Source organism: Flavobacterium sp. LS1R10 (genome assembly GCF_003968825.1).
In the GTDB taxonomy this organism is placed as follows: Bacteria; Bacteroidota; Bacteroidia; order Flavobacteriales; family Flavobacteriaceae; genus Flavobacterium.
This window is the reverse complement of sequence record NZ_RYDH01000002.1, coordinates 357,212-379,497: the sequence shown is the minus strand read 5'-3', so window position 1 is coordinate 379,497 and position 22,286 is coordinate 357,212. Positions and strand designations below refer to the sequence as shown.

Sequence of the window (22,286 nt, the reverse complement as noted above, 5' to 3'; positions counted from 1 at the left end):
ATACCTATAAACTATGAAATACTTTTTGATCCTATTATTAGTAAGTTTTGTTTCGAATGCACAAATTACCACCGAGCAATTAAACCTGATGCCTTGGCCACAAAATATAAAGTTGACCGCTGGCACTTTTGCTTTAAGCAAAAAATTTAAAGTGAATATTACCGGGAATCCTAATCCCAGAATTTTTATAGGCGCAACCAATTTCCTGCGACGATTAGATGGCAGAACGGGATTGTTTCTCGAACAAAGTTTTTTGACAGAAGTCAACGAAAGTCCGGAAGCTGAATTGCAGATAAATTGTGTTCGCAACGGAAAAATAGAAATTAATGAAGATGAAAGTTACGAATTGAAAATTGCTTCTAATCAAATAACCATTAATGCCACAAGTGATTTAGGGGCTTTGCATGGTTTGGAGACGTTATTACAATTGCTTCAGAATAATAGTACGTCATTTTACTTTCCGGTTGTTGAAATCTCGGATTCGCCACGTTTTACCTGGAGAGGCCTGATGATTGATGCGGCAAGACATTTTCAACCGGTAGATGTTATCAAAAGAAATCTGGACGCTATGGCTTCGATGAAAATGAATGTTTTCCATTGGCATTTAGCCGATGATCAAGGTTGGAGAATTGAATTAAAAAATCATCCAAAATTGACAGAATTAGCCTCAGATGGAAATTTTTATACTCAGGAAGAAATTAAAAATATTGTAAAATATGCTGATGAAAGAGGGATTCTGGTTATTCCTGAAATAGATGTTCCTGGACATGCATCGGCATTGCTGACTGCCTATCCTGAAATAGGAAGTAAAGTAGGTGAGGGGGAAATCACGTATGAAGTACAAAGAAATTCAGGGATTTTCAATGCGACTTTAGACCCTATAAATCCAAAAACCTACGAAGTTTTAAGTTCGATTTTTGATGAAGTGTGCCCGTTATTTCCAAGTAGTTATTTTCATATTGGAGGTGACGAAAACAATGGGAAGGAGTGGAATGCAAATCCTGCTATTCAGCAATTTAAAAAGGATAATAATCTGGCCAGTAATCATGATTTGCAAACTTATTTTAATATGAAGTTGATTCCAATCTTGAAAAAATACAACAAAAAATTAATGGGTTGGGAAGAAATAATGACTGAAAACATGTCTAAAGACGCCATAATTCATGCTTGGCGAGGAACTAACGAAGGGCAAGAAGCCGGTGGAGCATTGATCAAAGCTGCAAAAAGCGGTTACAATACAGTGTTGTCAAATGGATATTATATTGATTTGATGCTTGGTATTGAAAGTCATTATTTGAATGATCCCATACCCAAAAAGATAATTCTTAGTCCAGAGGAAAAAGCAAGGGTTTTAGGAGGAGAAGCAGCGATGTGGAGTGAACTCGTAACGCCATTAAATATAGATTCCAGAATTTGGCCACGAACCGCTGCGATAGCTGAGCGATTATGGTCTGATGAATCTGTTACCGATATGAACAGCTTACGCAAAAGGTTGAAAACGATTTCTTTTCGATTAGAAGAACTCGGAATTACTCACATTAGAAACAAAGAAGTGATTTTAAGAAACATCAGCAACAATCAAGATACGCGTGCATTGAATGATTTTTCAAACCTTTGTGAACCACTGAAAAATTACAAACGTAATGGTGGCGGAAAGAAATACCGCATGCATTCTCCGTTGACCTTATTTGCGGATGCTTGTAATGCGGATGCTTCGGAAGCACTAGATTTTAATGTTGCAGTCAATACATATTTAGCAAATAAAAGCAAGGAGAATAAAGGGATAGTGACTGACTTTTTTAAGAAGTGGATCGTCCTAAATTCCGATTTAATTGCTTTAAGTGCCAATGCGCCGCTGGTGCAACCTCTTTTGCCCTTGTCTAAAAGTTTGAGTGATGTATCCCAGCAGCTATTGCTTTTAATAGATAAAAAACAAAAAGTAAGTCAAACTGTATTGGAAGATTTATTAGAGAAATGCAATACCAGAAGTCCCGCCGATGTAGAATTAGCAGTTTACGGCAGTTTAAAAAAATTGTTGTAAACAAGAAAAGTAACATTGGCTTTATGAAGTAAGAATTTTGAAATCCTGATAATTTGTGTCAGGATTTTTTTCTGTTAATTGTTGTTCTAATCCGTAAATTAAAACCGTTAAAAATGGATTTTTTTGGAATTCAGTAAATCGTTATTTTTTTCGTATTTTTGCAAAAATTTTATAAAATAAATATTCATGTTAACAGTAAATAATTTATCAGTTCAGTTTGGCAAACGAATTTTGTTTGACGAAGTAAATACTACCTTCACTCACGGTAATATCTACGGAGTTATCGGAGCCAATGGCGCTGGAAAATCTACTTTTCTTAAAATAATCGCCGGTGAAATGGACCCAACTTCGGGACATATTCATTTGGAACCAGGAAAACGTATGTCGGTTTTAAACCAAAACCACAATATGTTTGACGAAAGCACCGTATTGGAGACCGTTATGATGGGGAATAAAACCTTGTATGCGATCAAAAAAGAAATGGATGCTTTATATTTAGATTACAATGATTCAAATGCGGACAGGATAGGCGAGTTACAAGTGCAATTTGAAGAGATGAACGGTTGGAATGCTGATTCCGACGCGGCATCGATGTTATCAAATCTAGGCATTACAGAGGAACATCATTATACTTTAATGGGAGATCTTGAGGGAAAAATTAAAGTTCGTGTCCTTTTGGCACAAGCGCTTTTTGGAAATCCGGATTTACTTATTATGGATGAGCCTACTAATGATCTGGATTTTGAAACCATTGCCTGGTTAGAGAATTTCTTGGCCAATTATGAAAATACCGTAATTGTAGTTTCTCACGACAGACACTTTTTGGATTCTGTTTGTACGCATATTTCGGATATAGATTTCAGTAAAATAAATCATTATTCCGGAAACTATACATTCTGGTATGAATCAAGTCAATTAGCAGCAAAACAACGCGCGCAACAAAACAAAAAAGCAGAAGAAAAGAAACAGGAATTAGAAGAATTTATTCGTCGTTTTAGTGCGAATGTAGCCAAATCAAAACAAGCTACTTCTCGTAAAAAAATGATTAGCAAGCTGAATATTTCCGAAATAAAACCATCAAGTCGTCGTTATCCGGCAATTATTTTTGACCAAGAGCGTGAGGCAGGAGATCAAATTTTGAATGTGCAAAATTTAAGCGCTTCTGTAGATGGAGATATTTTATTTAAAGGCGTAGATTTGAATATGGCCAAAGGCGATAAAATCGTTCTTTTCTCAAAAGATTCACGTGCCACTACCGCTTTCTACGAAATTCTAAATGGAAATCAAAAAGCGGATTCCGGAACTTATGATTGGGGAGTTACAACAAACCAAGCGTATTTACCAGGAGATAATCATTCGTTTTTCGAAAACGATTATTCTCTTGTAGATTGGTTGCGTCAATGGGTAAAAACTGAAGAGGAGCGTGATGAAGTAAATATTCGTAGTTTTCTTGGAAAAATGATTTTTTCAGGAGAAGAAGCCTTAAAAACCTGCAGAGTATTATCCGGAGGAGAAAAAGTGCGTTGCATGTTGTCTCGAATGATGATGGAACGAGCGAATGTTTTAATGCTGGATGAACCTACCAATCACTTGGATTTAGAGTCCATTACAGCTTTTAATAATTCATTAAAAAACTACAAAGGTTCTGTGATTTTCACCACTCATGATCATGAATTCTCGCAAACGGTTGCTAATAGAGTAATTGAATTAACGCCTAATGGAGCGATTGACCGTTACATGACTTTTGATGATTACCTAGATGATGAAAAAGTTCAGGAATTGAGAGCTAAAATGTATATTGTATAAAAAGTAATTTATATTTAAGATTAAAAATATCCCGCAATTGCGGGATATTTTTATTAAAAGAAGTTTTTAATTGTCAATCTTAATTAAACGATCATTATTTCTTACCGAAAATCTTATTAATGATAAAAATGATAATAACGATAACGGCAACAACTATAAATATACCAACACCTACTCCAGCTTTGAATATTCCTCCTATTATTGAACAACTTGAAAATGATATTAGTACTATAAAAAGCATCAATAATCTGGTGAGTCCTTTTTGCATGATTTTGTGTTTTTTATGTTAAATGTTAAAATGTAAAATTAGGGTATCACTTCTGGTCGCTATTACATAATTTTCATTCTTTCTTGTAAAATTAAGTACTATAAATATACTGTTTTTTTTGAATTATTTGAATTAGCATTTTCTCTCTTTTTAATTATAAAATCATAAATTGGAATTTGTATATTTGCCAAACCAAACTACACAATTACTATGAGTCAAAAAGTATTACTTACTGCAAAAGAAGTTACTATCATATTACATCGTTTGGCTTGTCAATTAATAGAAAAACATTTAGATTTTTTAGATACAATATTAGTTGGAATCCAACCAAGAGGTGTTTTTTTGGCGGAGCGATTGAAACAAATTCTGGAAAAAGAATATCAAACTCCTGAAATTCAATTAGGTTATCTGGATATTACCTTTTTCAGAGATGATTTTAGAAGAACAGATAAGCCATTAGAAGCCAATAAAACCAAGATTAATTTTATTGTTGAAAATAAAAAAGTCATTTTCATAGATGATGTCCTGTTCACCGGACGAAGCATACGTTCAGCTTTGACTGCTATACAATCTTTTGGGCGACCTTCGGAAATTGAACTGCTGGTTTTGATAGACAGACGTTTCAGTCGCAATTTACCCATTCAACCGGATTATAGAGGCAGACAGGTAGACGCAATAAATGATGAAAAAGTAAAAGTGAGCTGGAAAGAAAATGAAGGAGAAGATGGCGTGTATTTAATTACAAGTTAGATTCCACCTATTAAAAACTATAATCGTAAATAAAAATGAAAGAATTAAGCGTAAATCATTTATTAGGGATAAAATACATCAACAAGAATGATATTGACCTGATTTTTGAAACTGCCGATCATTTTAAAGAAGTCATTAATCGACCAATTAAGAAAGTGCCTTCGTTACGAGATATTACCATTGCCAATATTTTCTTCGAAAACAGTACCAGAACAAAACTTTCTTTTGAATTAGCACAAAAACGGTTGTCTGCAGATGTTATTAGCTTTTCGGCAGCACAATCTTCTGTCAAAAAGGGAGAAACATTAATAGATACCGTAAACAATATCCTTTCGATGAAAGTAGATATGGTGGTGATGCGGCACGCGAATCCAGGCGCTGCTTATTTCTTGTCCAAAAACGTAAAAGCCAGCATCGTCAACGCAGGAGATGGTGCACACGAACATCCTACACAAGCGTTGTTAGACAGCTATTCCATTCGAGAAAAACTAGGTGAAGTAGCCGGAAAGAAAGTGGTCATTGTAGGTGATGTTTTGCATTCCAGAGTCGCTTTGTCCAACATCTATGCGTTGCAAATGCAAGGCGCTGAGGTCAAAGTTTGCGGGCCTAAAACGCTTATTCCAAGACATATTGAATCGCTTGGCGTTACTGTGGAACCTAATTTAAGAAAAGCATTAGAATGGTGTGATGTTGCCAATATGTTGCGTGTGCAAAATGAACGTATGGATGTCAATTATTTCCCATCCACAAGGGAATATGCGCAGCAATATGGAGTTGATAAACCGCTTTTGGATTCTCTTAATAAAGAAATTATAATTATGCATCCCGGACCTATTAATCGCGGTGTAGAGATTACAAGTGAAGTGGCTGATTCCCATCAATCCGTGATTTTGAACCAAGTAGAAAATGGTGTAGCAATTAGAATGGCGGTTATTTATCTTTTGGCTTCAAAAATTCAATAAACTAATTTAAAACTTTGTAAATTAGCTATTTATAATCCATACTGCTATTAAGCGGTCTCTGAAATTTAAAACAATGAAAGTAGATCAAAAAGGACATACGATAACGATTAGGGATACTCAGGGTGATTTTACTTCTTTTTTAATGAAGGTTACCCACCAATATAAAACATTCGAAAAACACAACATAATAATTGATCTTTTGTTGCATAACGATTTGTCAACAAATGATGTTAAATTATTTATGCCATTGTCAAAACAACATAAAAAAGCTAAAAAATCTTTTGTAATTGTCACTTCTGATTTTGATTACAATGCCATTCCTGAGAAATTAACTGTGGTGCCTTCACTATTAGAGTCTCATGATATTATTGAAATGGAGGAGATTGAAAGAGATTTAGGTTTTTAAGTTAGAACACTCGGTTACTTTTTAACCGCCAAATTTATTTAAACAAATATGAAATAACGATTAAACAGTTAACCAAATAACCGAATAAATTAAACTTGAAACTAACAATCCTCGGTTGCTATGCAGCCACTCCACGAACCTTTACCAATCCTACTTCCCAGATTTTAGACATAAAAAACAGACTTTTTTTGATTGATTGCGGAGAAGGAACCCAAGTGCAATTGCGGAAGAATAAAATACGATTTTCTAAAATAAACCATGTTTTTATTTCCCATTTGCACGGAGACCACTTCTTTGGATTAGTGGGTTTAGTATCCACATTTACTTTGCTCAACAGAACTACGGATTTGCATATTTATGGTCCAAAGGGCATCAAAGAAATTATCAAGTTGCAATTGCGATTGTCTAATTCTTGGACCAATTACGGTTTGTTCTTTCATGAATTGGAATCGCTGGAAAGCGAAATTATTTTTGAAGACGACAAGGTTTTGGTGAAAACCATTCCATTAAAACACCGCGTGTATACTAATGGTTTTTTGTTCCAAGAAAAATTAGGAGACCGAAAACTGAATTTGGATGCCGTTCAAAATTATGAAATAGAGAGTTGCTATTACCAAAAAATAAAAAATGGGAAAGACATCGCGTTGGAAGACGGAAGAATCATAGCAAACGACAAATTGACATTTGATCCTATTCCGGCAAAGAATTATGCATTTTGCTCAGATACTGCTTACAATGAGGAGATACTTCCTATAATTGAAAATATAGATGTGTTGTACCATGAATCTACTTTCCTTCAATCGGAGGAAAATCTGGCAAAAAAAACATTACATTCTACAGCTAAAGAAGCTGCAACCATAGCTTTGAAAGCAAATGCTAAACAATTAGTTTTAGGACATTATTCCACCCGATATGAAAATATCGGATTGTTTAAAGAAGAAGCCGAAACTATTTTCCCCTCAGTACTCTTAGCAGATGATGGAAAAAGCTTTGAGTTTTAAATACAGAAATCAATTTAGAGTATAAAATAGTATTTGGATTTTTTGATAATTTTTATCAAATCATTCAACAATCAAACATTTTTAAAACAATGAAATATGAACGACTTAAGTAATTACAGAAAATCATACGAAAAGAGTGAATTATTAGAATCGAATATTCCGGAAGACCCAATAAATTTGTTTAATCGCTGGTTTCATGAAGTAGAAGATTATGGTGGCGAAAGCGAAGTAAATGCTATGACGGTAGCTACAATAGGTTTAGATGGTTTTCCCAAGTCTAGAGTTGTTTTATTGAAAAAATTTACTGAAGAAGGTTTTATTTTTTATACCAATTACAATTCAGAAAAAGGTAAGGCTATTACTGAAAATCCTAATGTGTGCCTGTCTTTTTTTTGGCATACTATGGAGCGTCAGGTAATCATTAAAGGAATTGCAAAAAAAACATCGGAAATGACTTCTGATAGTTATTTTGAATCCAGACCTGATGGCAGTAAATTAGGCGCAATAGTTTCTAACCAAAGTGAAGTGATTCCTTCCAGAGGCTATTTAGAGGAAAACCTGAAGCAGTTAGAAAAAGATTTTGAGAGTGTTGTAATTCCGAGACCCAAACACTGGGGCGGATTTTTAGTAACTCCTTTAGAAGTAGAGTTTTGGCAAGGAAGGCCCAATCGATTACATGATAGAATTCGTTATACAAGTCAACACGATTATTCTTGGAAAATGGACAGACTCTCTCCTTAAAGTAGGAAATATACATATATAAATATCTTTATAATGTAGTTAGTCGATTATTTTTGGTAGTTTAACGATAAAAGATGTAATTTTAATTAATAATAAAAAGCATCTATTAATTATTCTTAAAGTTTTTTGTCCCACAATTTACTTTACACTTAAACTACTACTCTTATGAAGCTAAAATTACTTCGTGCGTTATTGCTCGTGACTGTAATATGCACTATGAATTCCTGTTCTTCAGACTCTTCTGATACTCAAACAGCTGATGCCGTAGCAAAGAAAGTAACTGTTTATTCATACAATTCGATCGAAATAGAAACGATGAATTTGATTAATGCTCACAGAGTTCGCAAGGGTTTAACACCTTTAGAAAAAATTAATCACATGTCTTACAAATCAGAAGAACATGATCATTATATGATTGCAAATAATGTAGTGAATCATAATGATTTTGTGGCTCGTTCCGAAAATATAATGAAAACATTAGGAGCCACATCCGTGAGCGAAAATATTGCTTATAATTACAATACACCACAAGCGGCTTTAAATGCTTGGTTAGTCAGTCCTAGTCATAAAGAAAATATAGAGGGTAATTTTACCCATTTTGGAATTGCAATAAAAACGGATCCTGCAACGGGTAAAAAATATTACACAAATATCTTCGCAAAAATTTAAGTTGAGTATTTTTTTATAATTAAAAGGCTGTCTTCCCCCAAAAGACGGCCTTTTATTTTTTATGAATAGCCAATTATTTTTAAAAAGGTTTAGTGCTATTTTTTTATTTACAAAAAGTCCAATGAATCTACTTTCATTGGACTTTTTGTATTTGTGTAATCTTACGGAATTTTTATTCGTTTATAAAAAAAACAACTAATTTTATTCTAAAGTAGCTCTTTCATTTTTGGTTTACGTACTCTTTATTTTCCGATTTTACTTCGGCAACCATTTTTTTTATTTCGGGATCATCGACTGTAGTTTGTGCGTAATTGGTATGAGAAATGATTAGTAGTAGGAACAGTATCGAACTGATGAGTAAAAGATACTAAATAGTCGGCAGTACAACTCATAATGAAACAACGGAAAGTGATGCTTCTGGAAAACCAAAAAACCTCGGATTCGGGCTTTGTTTTTTTGTGGACGGTTTCTTAATTTACTATTTTCAAACTTCGTACCTTTGCACTTTAGAAATTGAAAGAAAATGATTGAAATAGGAAAATACAATACGCTGACCATATTACGCGATACCAAAGTGGGTTTGTTTCTAGGTAATCCAGAAAAAGATCCCGAAGGAATTCACGACATTCTGTTGCCCAACAAATATGTACCAAACGAATTTGAAATAGGCGAGGAGTTGATTGTTTTTGTGTATTTAGACCACGAAGAAAGACCCGTTGCCACCACATTAGAACCGTATATATTATTGAATGAATTTGCGCTTTTGCGTGTGAATTATACCAATCAGATTGGTGCTTTTATGGATTGGGGAATGGAAAAAGATATTTTGGTTCCGTTCAAAGAGCAGGCGCGTCCTATGGAAAAAGGCAAACGCTACTTGGTTTATCTTTATATGGACGAAAAAACTAATCGTTTGGTGGCTTCCAGTAAAACCAACCAATTTCTAAAAAATGAGGAGCTAACGGTTGAAAAAGGAGAAGAAGTGGATTTGATTGTTTCGCACATTACTGAAATAGGAATTAACGTAATTATCAACGAGAAACATAAAGGTTTGTTGTACAAAGATGAAGTGTATGATGATGCAATTCGAACAGGAGACCGCATGCGCGGCTACATTAAGACGATTCGCCCTGATAATAAAATTGATGTGGCATTGCAGGTTCAGGGGTACCAAAGTATCGAGCCCAATGCAGATAAAATTCTAGATGAGTTAAGAGCCAGCAGAGGTTTTTTGCGTTTGACGGACAATTCACACCCGGAAGACATTAAAACAGTTTTGAAAATGAGCAAGAAAACCTTCAAGAAAGCCATTGGTGCTTTATACCGAGAGAAATTAATCGAAATCAAGGAAGACGGAATTTACTTAATTAAGGAGTAAAATAATACCAACACTATTTTTATGTTTTATCGTTTGCAACCATTAAAAAATTTAGGAAGTTTAGTCAAGGAGCATATTCTTACTGTAGATTAATTTCTAAATGATTTAGAAAAAATATAAAATGTTTAAACAATGTTCAATGTAAATTAAAAAAAGAAAGACTAATCGGTATGATTAGTCTTTCTCTTTTTAATATTGTTTTAGAATAATAAATTCTGACAACATTAAAATAAATTGGATGTTCAAAGTAACTTTATCCACCTCTAACACTATAGTATTCAGGATACTATTTTTAAAACAATAACGTAAGCATAAAGTACTTTAAAGAATAGTTTGTCTTTAAATGTCCAGTCAGTTGCGTAGCATTTTTGAAAATAATTTCACAATAAAGCCACTGGTTTTATATATATTGGAAGATAATTTTCTAAACAATTGTTTATTAATGTCTCACTTATGCAAGAACAAGAAAAATAGCTCTTTAGTTAACCGTGGGTGTTACTTTTATTTTTACTGCTGAAGCAAATGATTTTCTCATAAACTCGTTAATCAGGGCTTTTGAAATAGTGTTATAAGTTATTACCGTAGAAAAACGAGTGACAACATTTTTAATGATATTCAATACATTCTTTTTTTAGGTTAATAAATCAGTGAAAAATCAATAATTAAATGAGATAAATAATTCGTATTTATCTGATTAGCTGATTATAAAGTTAGAAATAATTTGGATTCCCAACTGTTAAAACGCTATTTTTTGGTCGTTTTTTAACATTACAAAGCCTTTAATGAGAGAAATATTACCATAAGCTTGTCTAAATAGAATAGATAAAATGTAAAAAATGATTTATTTTTACACTATAATAATTAAAATCAATTGTAATGGATTGGATTACTGCTAAAGAATACGAAGATATCACTTATAAGAAATGCAATGGCGTTGCCAGAATTGCTTTTAACAGGCCGGATGTGCGCAATGCATTTCGTCCAAAAACGACAGCTGAATTGTATAATGCCTTTTATGATGCGCAGGAAGATACTTCAATTGGAGTAGTTTTACTTTCTGCCGAAGGACCTTCTTCTAAGGATGGCGTATATTCTTTTTGTAGCGGAGGCGATCAAAACGCACGTGGTCATCAAGGATATGTAGGCGATGACGGACAGCATCGTTTGAACATCTTAGAAGTACAACGCTTAATCCGATTCATGCCAAAAGTAGTTATCGCCGTAGTTCCTGGATGGGCTGTAGGCGGCGGACATAGTTTACATGTGGTCTGCGATTTGACTTTGGCAAGTAAAGAACACGCTATTTTCAAACAAACTGATGCCGATGTAACCAGTTTTGATGGTGGATATGGTTCAGCTTATTTAGCTAAAATGGTGGGACAGAAAAAAGCACGTGAAATTTTCTTTTTGGGACGCAATTATTCGGCTCAGGATGCTATGGATATGGGAATGGTGAACGCTGTGATTCCTCACGCTGAATTAGAAAATACGGCTTACGAATGGGCGCAGGAAATCTTGCAAAAATCTCCAATGGCTATTAAAATGCTAAAATTTGCGATGAATCTTACGGATGATGGAATGGTGGGACAACAGGTTTTTGCCGGTGAGGCCACTAGACTTGCCTATATGACAGAAGAAGCTAAAGAAGGCAGGAATGCATTCTTGGAAAAAAGAAAGCCGAATTTTGAGAAAAAATGGTTGCCGTAATTGAGTATTCAGTTATTAGTGTTCAGTAGTCGGTCGCCATCAAGAACGCAGTCGTAATTTGTCATTTCGACGAAGAAGAAATCTCATTAACAGTTTCAGTAATCAGACTCAAAAGACTCAAATAAAAACGTCGCGCCTTAGTGGTCTTTGTGGCAAAAAAGAAAGCCTCTTTTTGGCAAAAAAAACTAAAATTTATAAATGGAAAATTTCACAAACGAAACAATTGATACGGGCCAACTTCCAAAATTTGAGAAAGTCACTTTTATGAATTTACATCCTAAATATATTAGGGTAGTATTGATTAATTTGGCGTTATTTATTTGCATACTTATTCTTGTTCCAATATTGATTTCAACATTTAAACCGGAACTGTTTTCAGGAAGAGTCTGGTTGATTATAGGAGCTGTTATTCCCGTATTCTCAGCTTTGTTGGTAGTGTTTTCTATTATTGGATTCCATAAAAAAGGATTTGCATTCAGGGAACACGATGTGCTTTTCAGACACGGAATAATTGCTACAAATACGATTGTAATTCCTTATAACAGAGTGCAACATGTGGCATTGCATGAAGGACTGATTTCACGTTATTTTGGTTTGGCCAAAATTGAAATTTTTACTGCTGGCGGAAATTCCAGTGATATTGAAATTCCCGGAATTGAAAAAGAACAAGCGGAAAATATCAAACAGTTGTTGATGGGTAAAATACAAAAGCAATTGTAATGGGAGCCGATTTTAGTCAGCCACAGAGGCAATCTTCAATAGGGATTTTAGTGATGTTTTTTTACACGCTTCAGTATTACGCCAGAGCGTTGTGGCCTATGATTGTGATTTGGATTTTCAAGTTTGATGAGGTTAATAAATTGTATTTTTTCTTTGGGATGCTTGCCCTCTTTGTGAGTGTTGGAGTTGTTTCTTATTTGAAATACCTGAATTTCACTTTCTTTTTGGATGCCGAAAATCAGGAATTTATAATTACAGATGGCGTTTTCAATAAAACCAAAACCGCGATTCAGCTGCGTAAAATCCAACAGGTAAATATCAATCAGTCTTTTATTCAAAAATTAATTGGAGTTTATGAATTGGATGTAGACACAGCCGGAAGCAATAAAAAAGAAGGTGCTATTCAAGCGATTTCGCAAGAACTGGCTTTGGAATTGAAATTTCGTTTGTTAGAAAATGAAGATATAAAGAATGAAATTGGCGCTGAAGAAACTGTATTGGAGGAAACCGAGCAAAAACTATTTGAAGCTGCGCATCCTTTTATTAAAATCAGTTTTTTGAGTTTGCTGAAAGTTGGAATTACATCTAATTATGGCAGAAGTATCGCTCTATTGGTAATTTTTTTTAGTACTATATATGAGAATTTTCAAAATTTTGGAGAAGAAAGCAATGCTTATAAGGATAAAGTAGGATTATACATTGATAAAAATGTAGTGTTGCAAACTATTTTAATATCAATACTGTTGTTGTTTGTTGTGGTTCTGGTTGTAAATGTGATCCGTACGGTTTTTAAATATTATGATTATAGAATAGCGAGACAAAAAGGATCTTTGTTGTTGTCTTTTGGCTTGTTGAATACGAAAAGCACTATAATCAAACCTGAAAAAGTTCAGATCACGTCCGTTACCAGAAATTATTTCCAAAAAAAAATGGGAATTTTAGAACTACAAATCAAACAAGCTACCGGGGGTGAAAAGGAAGAACGGAAATCAATAATAGAAATTCCTGGATGCAGTGAAGCCGAAAGAGATTCCATATTGACGTTATTATTTCATCAAATTCCTGAAAAGGGAGTAATGCTTCAGCCTAATTTTCGTAAACTTGTTTTTTCTGTTATTCTTTCAATAGGATTACCTTTGTTTGGTTTTATGGCAGTTGGTCATTGGATTGAACCTATAATTTTTGAATATAATTATGTGATGCCAATTTATGTGATTTTTATTGGAGCAATCCAGTATTTTAAATTCAAAAATGACCGATTGTTTGTCCACGAGAATTTTATAATAAAGCAAAGTGGCGCTTGGGATGTGAGCAATGATATTATTGAACCCAGTAAAATACAAGCGATTACAACGTCGCAGCTTTTTTGGCATAAAAAGTTGGATATTGGTTCCATAACATTGCATACCGCAGGAGGAAATATCGCTTTTCAATTAGGGAATTATTCAGTACTACAACAACAAGTTAATTTTTGGTTGTACGAAATAGAAACTTCCGATAGCAATTGGATGTAAATAAAATGGTTTAAAGTTTAAGGTTTAAAGTTGTTTTTTACAATAAAGCTTAAGTTTTAAACTTCAAACTTTTAAATAAAAAAATATGAAACATTGGATTGAAGCCGCACGTTTACGAACCTTACCCTTATCGGTTTCTGGAATAATAGTTGGAAGTATGTACGCTTTGGCAAACCCAACAGATAACATATTAACGCCTACGGAAGTCTTTAACTGGCGATTGTTTGGTTTTGCAATATTGACAACATTAGGATTGCAAATACTGTCCAATTTTGCCAATGATTACGGTGACGGAATGAAAGGAACGGACAATGAAGATCGGGTAGGACCAAAACGAGCCATACAAAGCGGTGTGATTACTCCGCAAGCCATGAAACGCGCCATGATCATAACATCAGCTTTGACGTTGCTTTCAGCGATGCTATTGATTTATTATGCGTTTAGAGATACAAATTTATGGTTTTCCTTGTTTTATTTGGTTTTGGGAATTCTTTCAATTGTCTCTGCGATTCGCTATACGGTTGGGAATACGGCATATGGTTACCGTGGATTTGGCGATGTATTTGTCTTTGTATTTTTTGGATTGGTGAGCACTTTAGGAGTGAATTTTTTATATTCTAAACAATTGGATGCGTTGTTGGTTTTACCTGCAATAGCCATTGGATTATTGAGTGTAGGTGTTTTAAATCTGAATAATATGCGAGACGAAGCATCAGATAAAAAATCAAATAAAAACACGATTGTCGTAAAAATTGGCGGTGCCAAAGCTAAAATATACCATTATATTCTGATTGTAACCGCGATGGTTTTAGTATTGATTTTTGCAATTACAGATGATTTTCACTTTGATCAATACTTGTTTTTATTGTCGTATATCCCTTTGACTAAACATTTAATTACCGTCTATAAAAACCAAAATCCTAAGGAATTAGATCCTGAATTAAAAAAACTGGCATTGAGTACTTTTGCACTTTCAATTTTATTGTCATTAGGTATGATTTATTTCTTTTCGGATATAATTGTAAACACTTTTTTAGGGGGGAGATAAAATAATAATCTAAATACGGAATCCTTTAATCATTCTATTTTTAAATTTAAAAAGATGAAAATAACATTTTACGGTCACGGGGCATTAGGGATAGAAGTTGGCGGCAAACATATTATTGTAGATCCGTACATTTCTGCAAATCCCAATGCAGCTCACATTGACATTGATACGTTAAAAGCCGATTATATTTTAGTGACACATGCTCACGGAGACCATATTCTGGATGTCGATGCGATAGCTAAAAGAACGAATGCGGTAATTGTTTCTAACGCTGAAATTGCCGGTTATTATGGTGCAAAAGGCTTTCAATCGCATCCTATGAATCACGGTGGAAGCTGGAATTTCGATTTTGGAAAACTGAAATATGTAAATGCCATTCATTCCAGTTCGTTTCCTGATGGCAGTTATGGAGGAAATCCTGGCGGTTTTGTCATTGAAGGGGAACATAAAAACATCTACATTGCTGGTGATACAGCGCTTACTATGGATATGAAACTCATTCCTATGCGGACCAAACTCGATTTAGCCATTCTGCCCATAGGTGATAATTTTACCATGGATGTTGAAGATGCTATTGTCGCTTCTGATTTCTTGGATTGCGATAAAATTCTGGGGTATCATTACGACACTTTCGGTTATATCGAAATTGATCATGAAGATGCTATTCGTAAATTTTTCAATAAAGGAAAAGATCTCATGTTGTTAGAGATAGGAAGTTCCATAGAGTTGTAATTTTTTTATTTGAAGCTAATCCAGCTATCCGTTGCAATCTTTTATCACCCTGTCAGGGTTTGAAACCCTGACAGGGTGATAAAAGGATTTTTACTTCTATCTGGGCTAGGGTTTGCCGGTACCAAACTTCGTAGTTAATTTTACTAAAACGTTGTTCACTCTGGTGTTTAAATTTTATATCAATCATGCAAAAAAAGAATTTCATTTTTTTATTTCTGTTTCTAATTTCAACAAATACTATTTTTTCTCAGAAAGATGGCTATTGGGATAAAACCCGTGCTACAACCGAAGAAATTACAGTTTCCGCCAGAGATAGAATCGTTATAAAAACTCAAGATTTCCCTGAAGGAACTACCGAGGTCGTATACAGAATAACGCTTTTGGATAAAAATCAGCAAATGGTAGGCAGTTTAGTTTCGGTTTTAAAAGCTATTCCAGACCCAACAGGAATCAGTCAAGGTTCAGCAGGAGCAGTTTTTATCTTGTCGAAAATATCAGGTGATGATAAATGCAAGTATGCTGTTTTCTCTAGCGATGAATTAGCCATGCAATATAAAGAAAGTGGCAAAACGGATGATGCTTGTTTGGTTCAAGACACGCCGGTGAGTAAAGATGCCAAACGACTTTCTACTGAGAAATCTACTTGTATGCGATCGAATTCGGGAAATTTATGGTTTGGTTTCGAAAGTAAAAACTGGATCATGAACCAAAAAATCATTCTCGAAGTCGTGCCGTGGGTCGATAATAAACTCAGTCGCGGATGGACTTTAGCAAACAGAAAAGCAATCATCGATCAATGCAAAACTTCTAATTTGGCTCAAAAAATGACCAATTCAGATGATTTTTGTGTTTGTATTCTCGATAAAATCCAAACCAAGTACAAGTTTAAGGAATTCCAGAAATTATTAGCTGTAGAGCGCACTAAGGCGTTCAGGGATTTTGGGAATAGTTGCTTTGGTGAAACAAGTCTTTCAAAAAGTGTGTATGACGATTTGCGTAAGCAAGCCGCTATGTTGGCTAAACAAGGAATGCAAGGTGAGGCAATCACGAAATTGACAACGATTATCAATGATGGAAAAGCAACTGCTTTGGATTATAATGCGATAGGTAGCAGTTATGTTTTGACGAAGCAATACGGCAAAGCAATTAAATTCCTGAAAGAAGGCGAAAAACTTGATAATACCGAGTTATTGATACAATTGAATTTAGCACACGCGTATTTATTGAATGATAATTTTTCGTCTGCAAAAGCCATTTATAAAGAGTATCAATCGCAAAACGTAACGGATAGTTTGAGTTGGACTCAAAAAGTAAAACAAGATTTCGCAGCTTTTAAGAAAGTTGGGATTAAAAATGATGATTTTGAAAGAGTTTTGAAGTTAATGGATAAATAAATCGAACTTTAAAGCTTATATGCCTTATATGTTTTAAAGAAGCAACAATTCTTTTTACCATGTAAGGCATCTAAATTTTAATAAAATAATTCAGATATAAGTTTACTAGATTGAAATAACTCATAATTCATAATTTCTTGAAAGCAACCTACCACAAATACATTCTTAATTTCAAACGTCCATCTGGAACTTCTCGTGGCGTTATGACGGAAAAAGAAACTTGGTTTATTGTTTTGGAACAAGACGGTAAAAAGGGAATAGGAGAGTGCGGAATCCTTCGCGGATTGAGTATTGATGACCGACCGGATTATGAAGAAAAATTGCAGTGGACTTGCGATAATATTCACTTAGGAAAAGATCAGCTTTGGGAAGCGTTATTAGAGTTTCCTTCGATACAATTTGGAGTGGAAATGGCGTTCCGATCTTTGGAGAGTGAAAACCCTTTTTTCCTCTTTCCATCTGAATTCACAAACGGTACAAAATCCATCCTGATAAACGGTTTAGTTTGGATGGGTGAAGAGGCGTTTATGAAGCAGCAAATCGAGGAAAAATTAGCGCAGGGTTTTAGATGCATCAAACTCAAAATTGGAGCAATAGATTTTGATAAAGAACTACAGTTATTACGGTTTATTCGGGAACATTTTACTCCGGAACAAGTCGAAATTCGGGTGGATGCGAACGGTGCTTTTGATGTAACTTTAGCTTTAAATAAATTAATTCAACTATCTGAATTTAAATTACATAGTATAGAGCAACCGATACAAAAAAACCATACTGACAGGATGGCAGATCTGTGTAAAAAAGCTCCTTTTCCTATTGCTTTGGATGAAGAGCTGATCGGTGTGTTTACTTTGGCAGATAAAAAGCAATTACTTACGAAAATCAAGCCGCAATACATCATTTTGAAGCCTAGTTTTGTAGGTGGTTTTCGAGGCACGCAAGAATGGATTTCATTGGCTGAAAAGCATAAAATCGGGTGGTGGATTACCTCTGCTTTGGAGAGTAATATTGGACTAAATGCGATTGCGCAATGGACTTTTTTGCAACACACTGCAATGCCTCAGGGATTAGGAACCGGATCGCTTTATACGAATAATTTTGACTGTCCGCTGGAAGTTTCACAAGGGCAATTGTGGTATAAAAAGGAGTTGGACTGGGCGTTTGATTTTGCTCTTTTGAAATAGATTATCTCGTCTTTTTTTGTTCGCCCTCTCCTAACAAAACGGATAATGTCTTCTAACTAGGAGTGCGGTCCGCTATCAATTTTATAATAAATAAATAACGGGACCTGCCAAAAGTGAGGTTCTAAAATACAAATAAAGATAGCTAATCCTTTTTGTATTCCTTTTTTTCAATCCACTTACAAACAGGATATAGAATAAAACTAATGAGTAAAGCAAAACATAACGGAATAAATAGTGTTTTTCTAAAATAGAATATTAATGCGGACAACGTTAAGTAAGTCGAAAGTTTAAAAGTCGTAAAGTCAAAAGAATTAACTTTAAGTAAAACATCCTTAAATCAGATTGTTACATAATTTTATCCTGATTTTAAAATACGACATTATACCATGGTTATTACTTATAAACTGAAGAATTTCTAAAACAGAATATTTTTTAGTGGACTGAACCGGGATGGGAGTTTTAGAGGATTGGATATCAATATTACATTATAGTCGTTATCTCTTATTCGTATTTTATATTTATTTGCGAGTAAGATGTTTGTTATAACTAATCGAATTACAGTAAATTGAATATTGTGGTAAATATTTAAGCGTCCAATAATCGCCTGTGGTAATTAATTTGTCCCAAATGATAGGCAAGGTGCGTGGTCAAATGGAGGAGTATGAACTCAGTTGAAGTTTTGTTCTTTAAAACTAAAAGTGGATATTCCATTTTCAAATCTTCTTCTGAGAGGGTATTAAGTGCATTGACAAGGATAACTATCGTTTCTTCGATTTTTGATAATAATTCTGCTCTTGAAATATCTTTAAGTGAAAATTCTAATGGTCTGTTTCTTATATAACCCGTCTTTCCATATTGGGCTCCAATATATGTGTTGAGATTTCCTATAATATGCAAGCATAGATTTCCGGCTGAATTAGCGATTCCTTTTTGTGTTTTACAAATATCACTTTCGTTTTCATACGATTCAATTTCGGATTTCAGAATGTTTAAATCTCTAATGAAAAGCATTTTCAGGGTGTCAATCAGCATGTTGAGTTTCTTTATATTTTTTTAATGATAAAAGGGCTTGCTCTTGAATTTTTTTATGAAAAAAACCAGTCCAGCCTAGTAGGTATCCGGTGATTCCAAAAGCTTGTTTGGACCATTTAAAAATATCAAAATCATCGGTGTGTTTTATAATTAATCCGTCTTTAAACTGAAATTGTGCCTGAATACGATTTACTACTTTTCTATTAGTCTTACTGAAATTGTAGGTAGCTATAAATTGTACGGAGCCAATATAGTCATCAGCCTTGACCGCAGAGAATTTAATTGTAATATTTCCTTTGCTTTTTTCGAGGAGCATTTTCCACATTAGGCAAACATTATTTCCCTTTAATAGACCAAAAACTGGATCACGAAATTGAATACTGGAATCATAACAGTTACACATTGTTGGTGAATCTGCATTTGCAATAGCACTATAGAATTTGGTAAGGATTTTCTCGTTTTCGGTCATGTTTTTAAATAAAGTGAAAAGTAAAAATACTAAAATTTTTACGAAAAGTAAGTGTTTAAAATCAAAATTGGAAAGGGACTACGTCTAATTTACCTTTACTTTGTAAAATTATAAGATTCAGAACTAATAAATTAATTCAAAAAAATTGGTATTAATTTGGGACTAAAATAGTAATAAAGATCTTCATTTCTTTCCATAGATTTCACAGATTTGCATAGATTAATGCGCTTCATAGCTTTAAAATATTTTTAATCAGCCCAATCTGTTGCAAAAATTTTCTTTAATAATTGCGAGAATATATCTTTCTTGCTACTTAATTATGAAAATGAATTTCTATTCATGATATCTGAAATAAATTTCAGCACAAAAAAAGAGGATAGAACTTTGCGTTTCTACCCTCTTTGTCAATTTATAATACGTGCATTTTACTTATTTAATAGCGGGCATTATATCAATTATGACGGTACGGTTGTAAAAACGTTCTTCAGGGGTTTTGTTTTCAAAAGGAGAATTATTTTCATTCTCGCCCTCTCCGGTTACTTCAAATTTTACGTCATTCCTACCGGCTTTAGATAACCCTTTTTCAAGGATCCCTTTCACATCGTTAGCACGGGCTAAAGACAAGTTTTGATTGTAGGTTTCTTCACCAATACTATCAGTATGACCGTGAATTAGTACTGTTGCGCCAACAGGTATTTGTGGGGTTACTACTTCGCTAAGGTATTTTTCATAGATACCAATTGCTTTAGATTTATTAAATTCATAAATAATACTATATCTGGTGCCTTCCTCCATTTTTGCAGGAGTCCAAAGTACCATGTGAACAGGAGTTTCTTTTTCTACAATTTTACCACTTTTAGTTTGACCAATCATTTTTACGGTGTAATCACCTTCTGGACGGCTCCCTAAAATTGCTTTCCCAGGAATTTTAACTTCGTCTTGAGTATATGGTCCAAAATTTTGAACCGTACCTTGCTCATCAGTAATTTGTAATGACCATGAAGATAAGGCTTCACCGGCTCCTTTATTGTTGAAGCTAACATAGCTTTCAATAGGAGCTTCTTGTAGTGCTATTATTTGTACAGGTTTTAATTGCGCATCAGGTCCACTTTGAAATTCCATTAGTAAATCCGGTGAATTACTTTCGATAGAAACTCTGCGATCGCCTTCACGAAGTAAGACTAGTTCTTGAGTTCCGCCTGGTTGTTCAGAAGGTATAGTTGGTTTGTCTTGACCTTTAGTCATGATTCTAGACGGATCAATAGCAAATATATATACTAGATAAGTTTTGATTGATGCTGCCATTACTAAACCCTCTTGGGATCCTTTTTCTGACGAACCTACCAAGATAATTGTAGCTGTAGGATTTTTTTGCATTCGATCACCCAGAATGTTCAATACATTATAATACACAGTCATTTGACGTTTAGAACGATCAGACAATTTTTTTGGAACAAAAACTTCCAGTTGGTCTTCTTTGAAGTCTTTTACTTGGTCTTTCGTTAATACAACATAACGACTTGGAATTTCAGTAGATCCTTGATTAAAAAACACATAGTTTCTAAGTGGGAAAATCTCTGTCATTCTTCTTTCTCCCGGAACATTACTAGGAGAATTTACGGAGAACTGTACTTCACGGTCCTTAGCCAGATCTGTTGCTTCCTGAATATTTTTCCCTTGTCCAAATTTGAGCGCAACACCAGCTCTGACAGTAGTATTGTTCCATGTTTCTGTAGCACGTGGATCTTGACCAAAATAGGGTTGGAAAGCGACAAAAGGCGACAATATAAATTGTGTTTTGTTGCTGTCTGAAGATAGCGGAATGTCATATCCAGCTCCAATTTGAAGAGATAAAATTGTTTTGTTAATGGCACTAAAATCACCTCTTATTTCAGGAGAAGGCTCTTGATCCGGAAATGCCGTATTAGTGCCCAATTGATAGGTAAATGATTTGTCTAAGTTGAAAGCTAAACGCGGGCCTCCATACACATAGAAATTAGATTTGAACGGAGCAAAACGTACGCTGGGTTCCACGGTGATGTAACTAAGATCAGTAGATAAATCTGCAGGACAGTCACATGCGGTAGTAACGGGGTCAAAAGAACCTTTACGGCTGTCATAACCTGCTTGAAACATGATGCCCCATCTGGAATCAGCAGGCCTGTATTCTACAAGCGGCGCAATGAAAAGTCCAATACCGTCTCCCTCATGGAAAGTAGCGGGTGGTGTGAAATTAGCATTCAACTGATTTGTTGAACCGCGATAAAAATTAAAATTGGCACCAGCTGCAGCTCCAAAAAGCCAAGTAGGTTTTGCATATTTTACTACTAGTGTTTCTTGTGCCTGAACTTGGGTTTGAATGCTCCACCATGTCAAAGCAACTATCGCAACACTTTTGAAATTCAGATTATTAGGGGACCATGCAGCGCATGATCCCATTTTGAAATTATTTTTAGTTTTCATT

The 22,286-nt window shown here is 34.4% G+C and carries 20 protein-coding genes; 16 read left to right on the top strand and 4 right to left on the bottom strand.

The annotated features are described in order from the left end of the window. Positions 1 to 13: 13 nt before the first annotated feature. Both EKL96_RS06805 and EKL96_RS06800 read left to right on the top strand, forming a co-directional pair. Complete coding sequence (locus tag EKL96_RS06805; protein ID WP_126459927.1) at positions 14 to 2,041, top strand: beta-N-acetylhexosaminidase; 2,028 nt, start codon at positions 14 to 16, stop codon at positions 2,039 to 2,041. Between the two features lie 186 nt (positions 2,042 to 2,227). Next, the gene (locus EKL96_RS06800; RefSeq protein WP_126453416.1) at positions 2,228 to 3,847 is read left to right on the top strand and encodes an ABC-F family ATP-binding cassette domain-containing protein; all 1,620 of its coding nucleotides are present in this window, start codon (positions 2,228 to 2,230) and stop codon (positions 3,845 to 3,847) included. A gap of 94 nt (positions 3,848 to 3,941) precedes the next feature. Here EKL96_RS06800 and EKL96_RS14285 read toward each other — a convergent pair whose 3' ends face one another. Beyond that, positions 3,942 to 4,115, bottom strand: coding sequence for a hypothetical protein (locus EKL96_RS14285; RefSeq protein ID WP_199739574.1), 174 nt, complete (start codon positions 4,113 to 4,115; stop codon positions 3,942 to 3,944). A gap of 210 nt (positions 4,116 to 4,325) precedes the next feature. Here EKL96_RS14285 and pyrR point away from each other — a divergent pair, with 210 nt between their 5' ends. The 14 genes from pyrR (at position 4,326) to EKL96_RS06730 (ending at position 18,321) form a co-directional block, all read left to right on the top strand. Continuing rightward, complete coding sequence (gene pyrR / locus EKL96_RS06795; protein ID WP_126459924.1) at positions 4,326 to 4,865, top strand: bifunctional pyr operon transcriptional regulator/uracil phosphoribosyltransferase PyrR; 540 nt, start codon at positions 4,326 to 4,328, stop codon at positions 4,863 to 4,865. A 35-nt stretch (positions 4,866 to 4,900) separates the two neighbouring features. Next, positions 4,901 to 5,827 (top strand): aspartate carbamoyltransferase catalytic subunit, encoded by a 927-nt coding sequence (locus EKL96_RS06790; RefSeq protein ID WP_126459921.1) that lies wholly within the window; start codon positions 4,901 to 4,903, stop codon positions 5,825 to 5,827. A gap of 73 nt (positions 5,828 to 5,900) precedes the next feature. Further along, entirely contained in the window at positions 5,901 to 6,233 is a 333-nt protein-coding gene (locus EKL96_RS06785) for a ribonuclease Z (RefSeq protein ID WP_126459918.1), read from the top strand. A 95-nt stretch (positions 6,234 to 6,328) separates the two neighbouring features. Further along, on the top strand, positions 6,329 to 7,234 hold the full coding sequence (locus EKL96_RS06780) for a ribonuclease Z (protein ID WP_126459916.1): 906 nt from the start codon (positions 6,329 to 6,331) through the stop codon (positions 7,232 to 7,234). A 96-nt stretch (positions 7,235 to 7,330) separates the two neighbouring features. Continuing rightward, the gene (pdxH, locus tag EKL96_RS06775) at positions 7,331 to 7,975 is read left to right on the top strand and encodes a pyridoxamine 5'-phosphate oxidase (RefSeq protein WP_126459913.1); all 645 of its coding nucleotides are present in this window, start codon (positions 7,331 to 7,333) and stop codon (positions 7,973 to 7,975) included. Between the two features lie 165 nt (positions 7,976 to 8,140). After that, a complete protein-coding gene (locus EKL96_RS06770) occupies positions 8,141 to 8,644 on the top strand; it encodes a CAP domain-containing protein (protein WP_126459911.1) in 504 nt (167 codons plus the stop codon). A 523-nt stretch (positions 8,645 to 9,167) separates the two neighbouring features. Beyond that, a complete protein-coding gene (locus EKL96_RS06765) occupies positions 9,168 to 10,022 on the top strand; it encodes a S1 RNA-binding domain-containing protein (RefSeq protein ID WP_126454843.1) in 855 nt (284 codons plus the stop codon). 876 nt (positions 10,023 to 10,898) lie between these two features. Beyond that, positions 10,899 to 11,729: a 1,4-dihydroxy-2-naphthoyl-CoA synthase gene (locus tag EKL96_RS06760; protein WP_126459908.1), complete on the top strand. Its 831-nt coding sequence runs from the start codon at positions 10,899 to 10,901 to the stop codon at positions 11,727 to 11,729. 198 nt (positions 11,730 to 11,927) lie between these two features. Next, on the top strand, positions 11,928 to 12,449 hold the full coding sequence (locus EKL96_RS06755) for a PH domain-containing protein (RefSeq protein ID WP_126459905.1): 522 nt from the start codon (positions 11,928 to 11,930) through the stop codon (positions 12,447 to 12,449). Beyond that, on the top strand, positions 12,449 to 13,963 hold the full coding sequence (locus EKL96_RS06750; RefSeq protein ID WP_126459902.1) for a PH domain-containing protein: 1,515 nt from the start codon (positions 12,449 to 12,451) through the stop codon (positions 13,961 to 13,963). The genes EKL96_RS06755 and EKL96_RS06750 overlap by 1 nt, the downstream gene beginning before the upstream one ends. Before the next feature lie 85 nt (positions 13,964 to 14,048). Beyond that, complete coding sequence (gene menA, locus EKL96_RS06745; RefSeq protein WP_126459899.1) at positions 14,049 to 15,011, top strand: 1,4-dihydroxy-2-naphthoate octaprenyltransferase; 963 nt, start codon at positions 14,049 to 14,051, stop codon at positions 15,009 to 15,011. A 54-nt stretch (positions 15,012 to 15,065) separates the two neighbouring features. Beyond that, positions 15,066 to 15,743 carry a metal-dependent hydrolase gene (locus tag EKL96_RS06740; RefSeq protein ID WP_126454851.1) on the top strand — a complete coding sequence of 226 codons (678 nt, stop codon included), beginning with the start codon at positions 15,066 to 15,068 and terminating at the stop codon, positions 15,741 to 15,743. Positions 15,744 to 15,928: 185 nt separating this feature from the next. Beyond that, positions 15,929 to 17,137, top strand: a complete 1,209-nt coding sequence (locus EKL96_RS06735) for a tetratricopeptide repeat protein (RefSeq protein ID WP_126459896.1) — start codon at positions 15,929 to 15,931, stop codon at positions 17,135 to 17,137. A 137-nt stretch (positions 17,138 to 17,274) separates the two neighbouring features. Next, positions 17,275 to 18,321 (top strand): o-succinylbenzoate synthase, encoded by a 1,047-nt coding sequence (locus EKL96_RS06730; protein ID WP_126459894.1) that lies wholly within the window; start codon positions 17,275 to 17,277, stop codon positions 18,319 to 18,321. A gap of 585 nt (positions 18,322 to 18,906) precedes the next feature. Here the strand turns inward: EKL96_RS06730 and EKL96_RS06725 are convergent. The 3 genes from EKL96_RS06725 to EKL96_RS06715 form a co-directional block, all read right to left on the bottom strand. Continuing rightward, positions 18,907 to 19,353, bottom strand: coding sequence for a DinB family protein (locus tag EKL96_RS06725; RefSeq protein WP_126459891.1), 447 nt, complete (start codon positions 19,351 to 19,353; stop codon positions 18,907 to 18,909). Continuing rightward, entirely contained in the window at positions 19,343 to 19,822 is a 480-nt protein-coding gene (locus EKL96_RS06720) for a nuclear transport factor 2 family protein (RefSeq protein ID WP_126459888.1), read from the bottom strand. Before EKL96_RS06720 ends, EKL96_RS06725 begins: the two co-directional genes overlap by 11 nt. 429 nt (positions 19,823 to 20,251) lie before the next feature. Beyond that, a complete protein-coding gene (locus tag EKL96_RS06715; protein ID WP_126459885.1) occupies positions 20,252 to 22,285 on the bottom strand; it encodes an OmpA family protein in 2,034 nt (677 codons plus the stop codon). Position 22,286 lies beyond the last annotated feature (1 nt).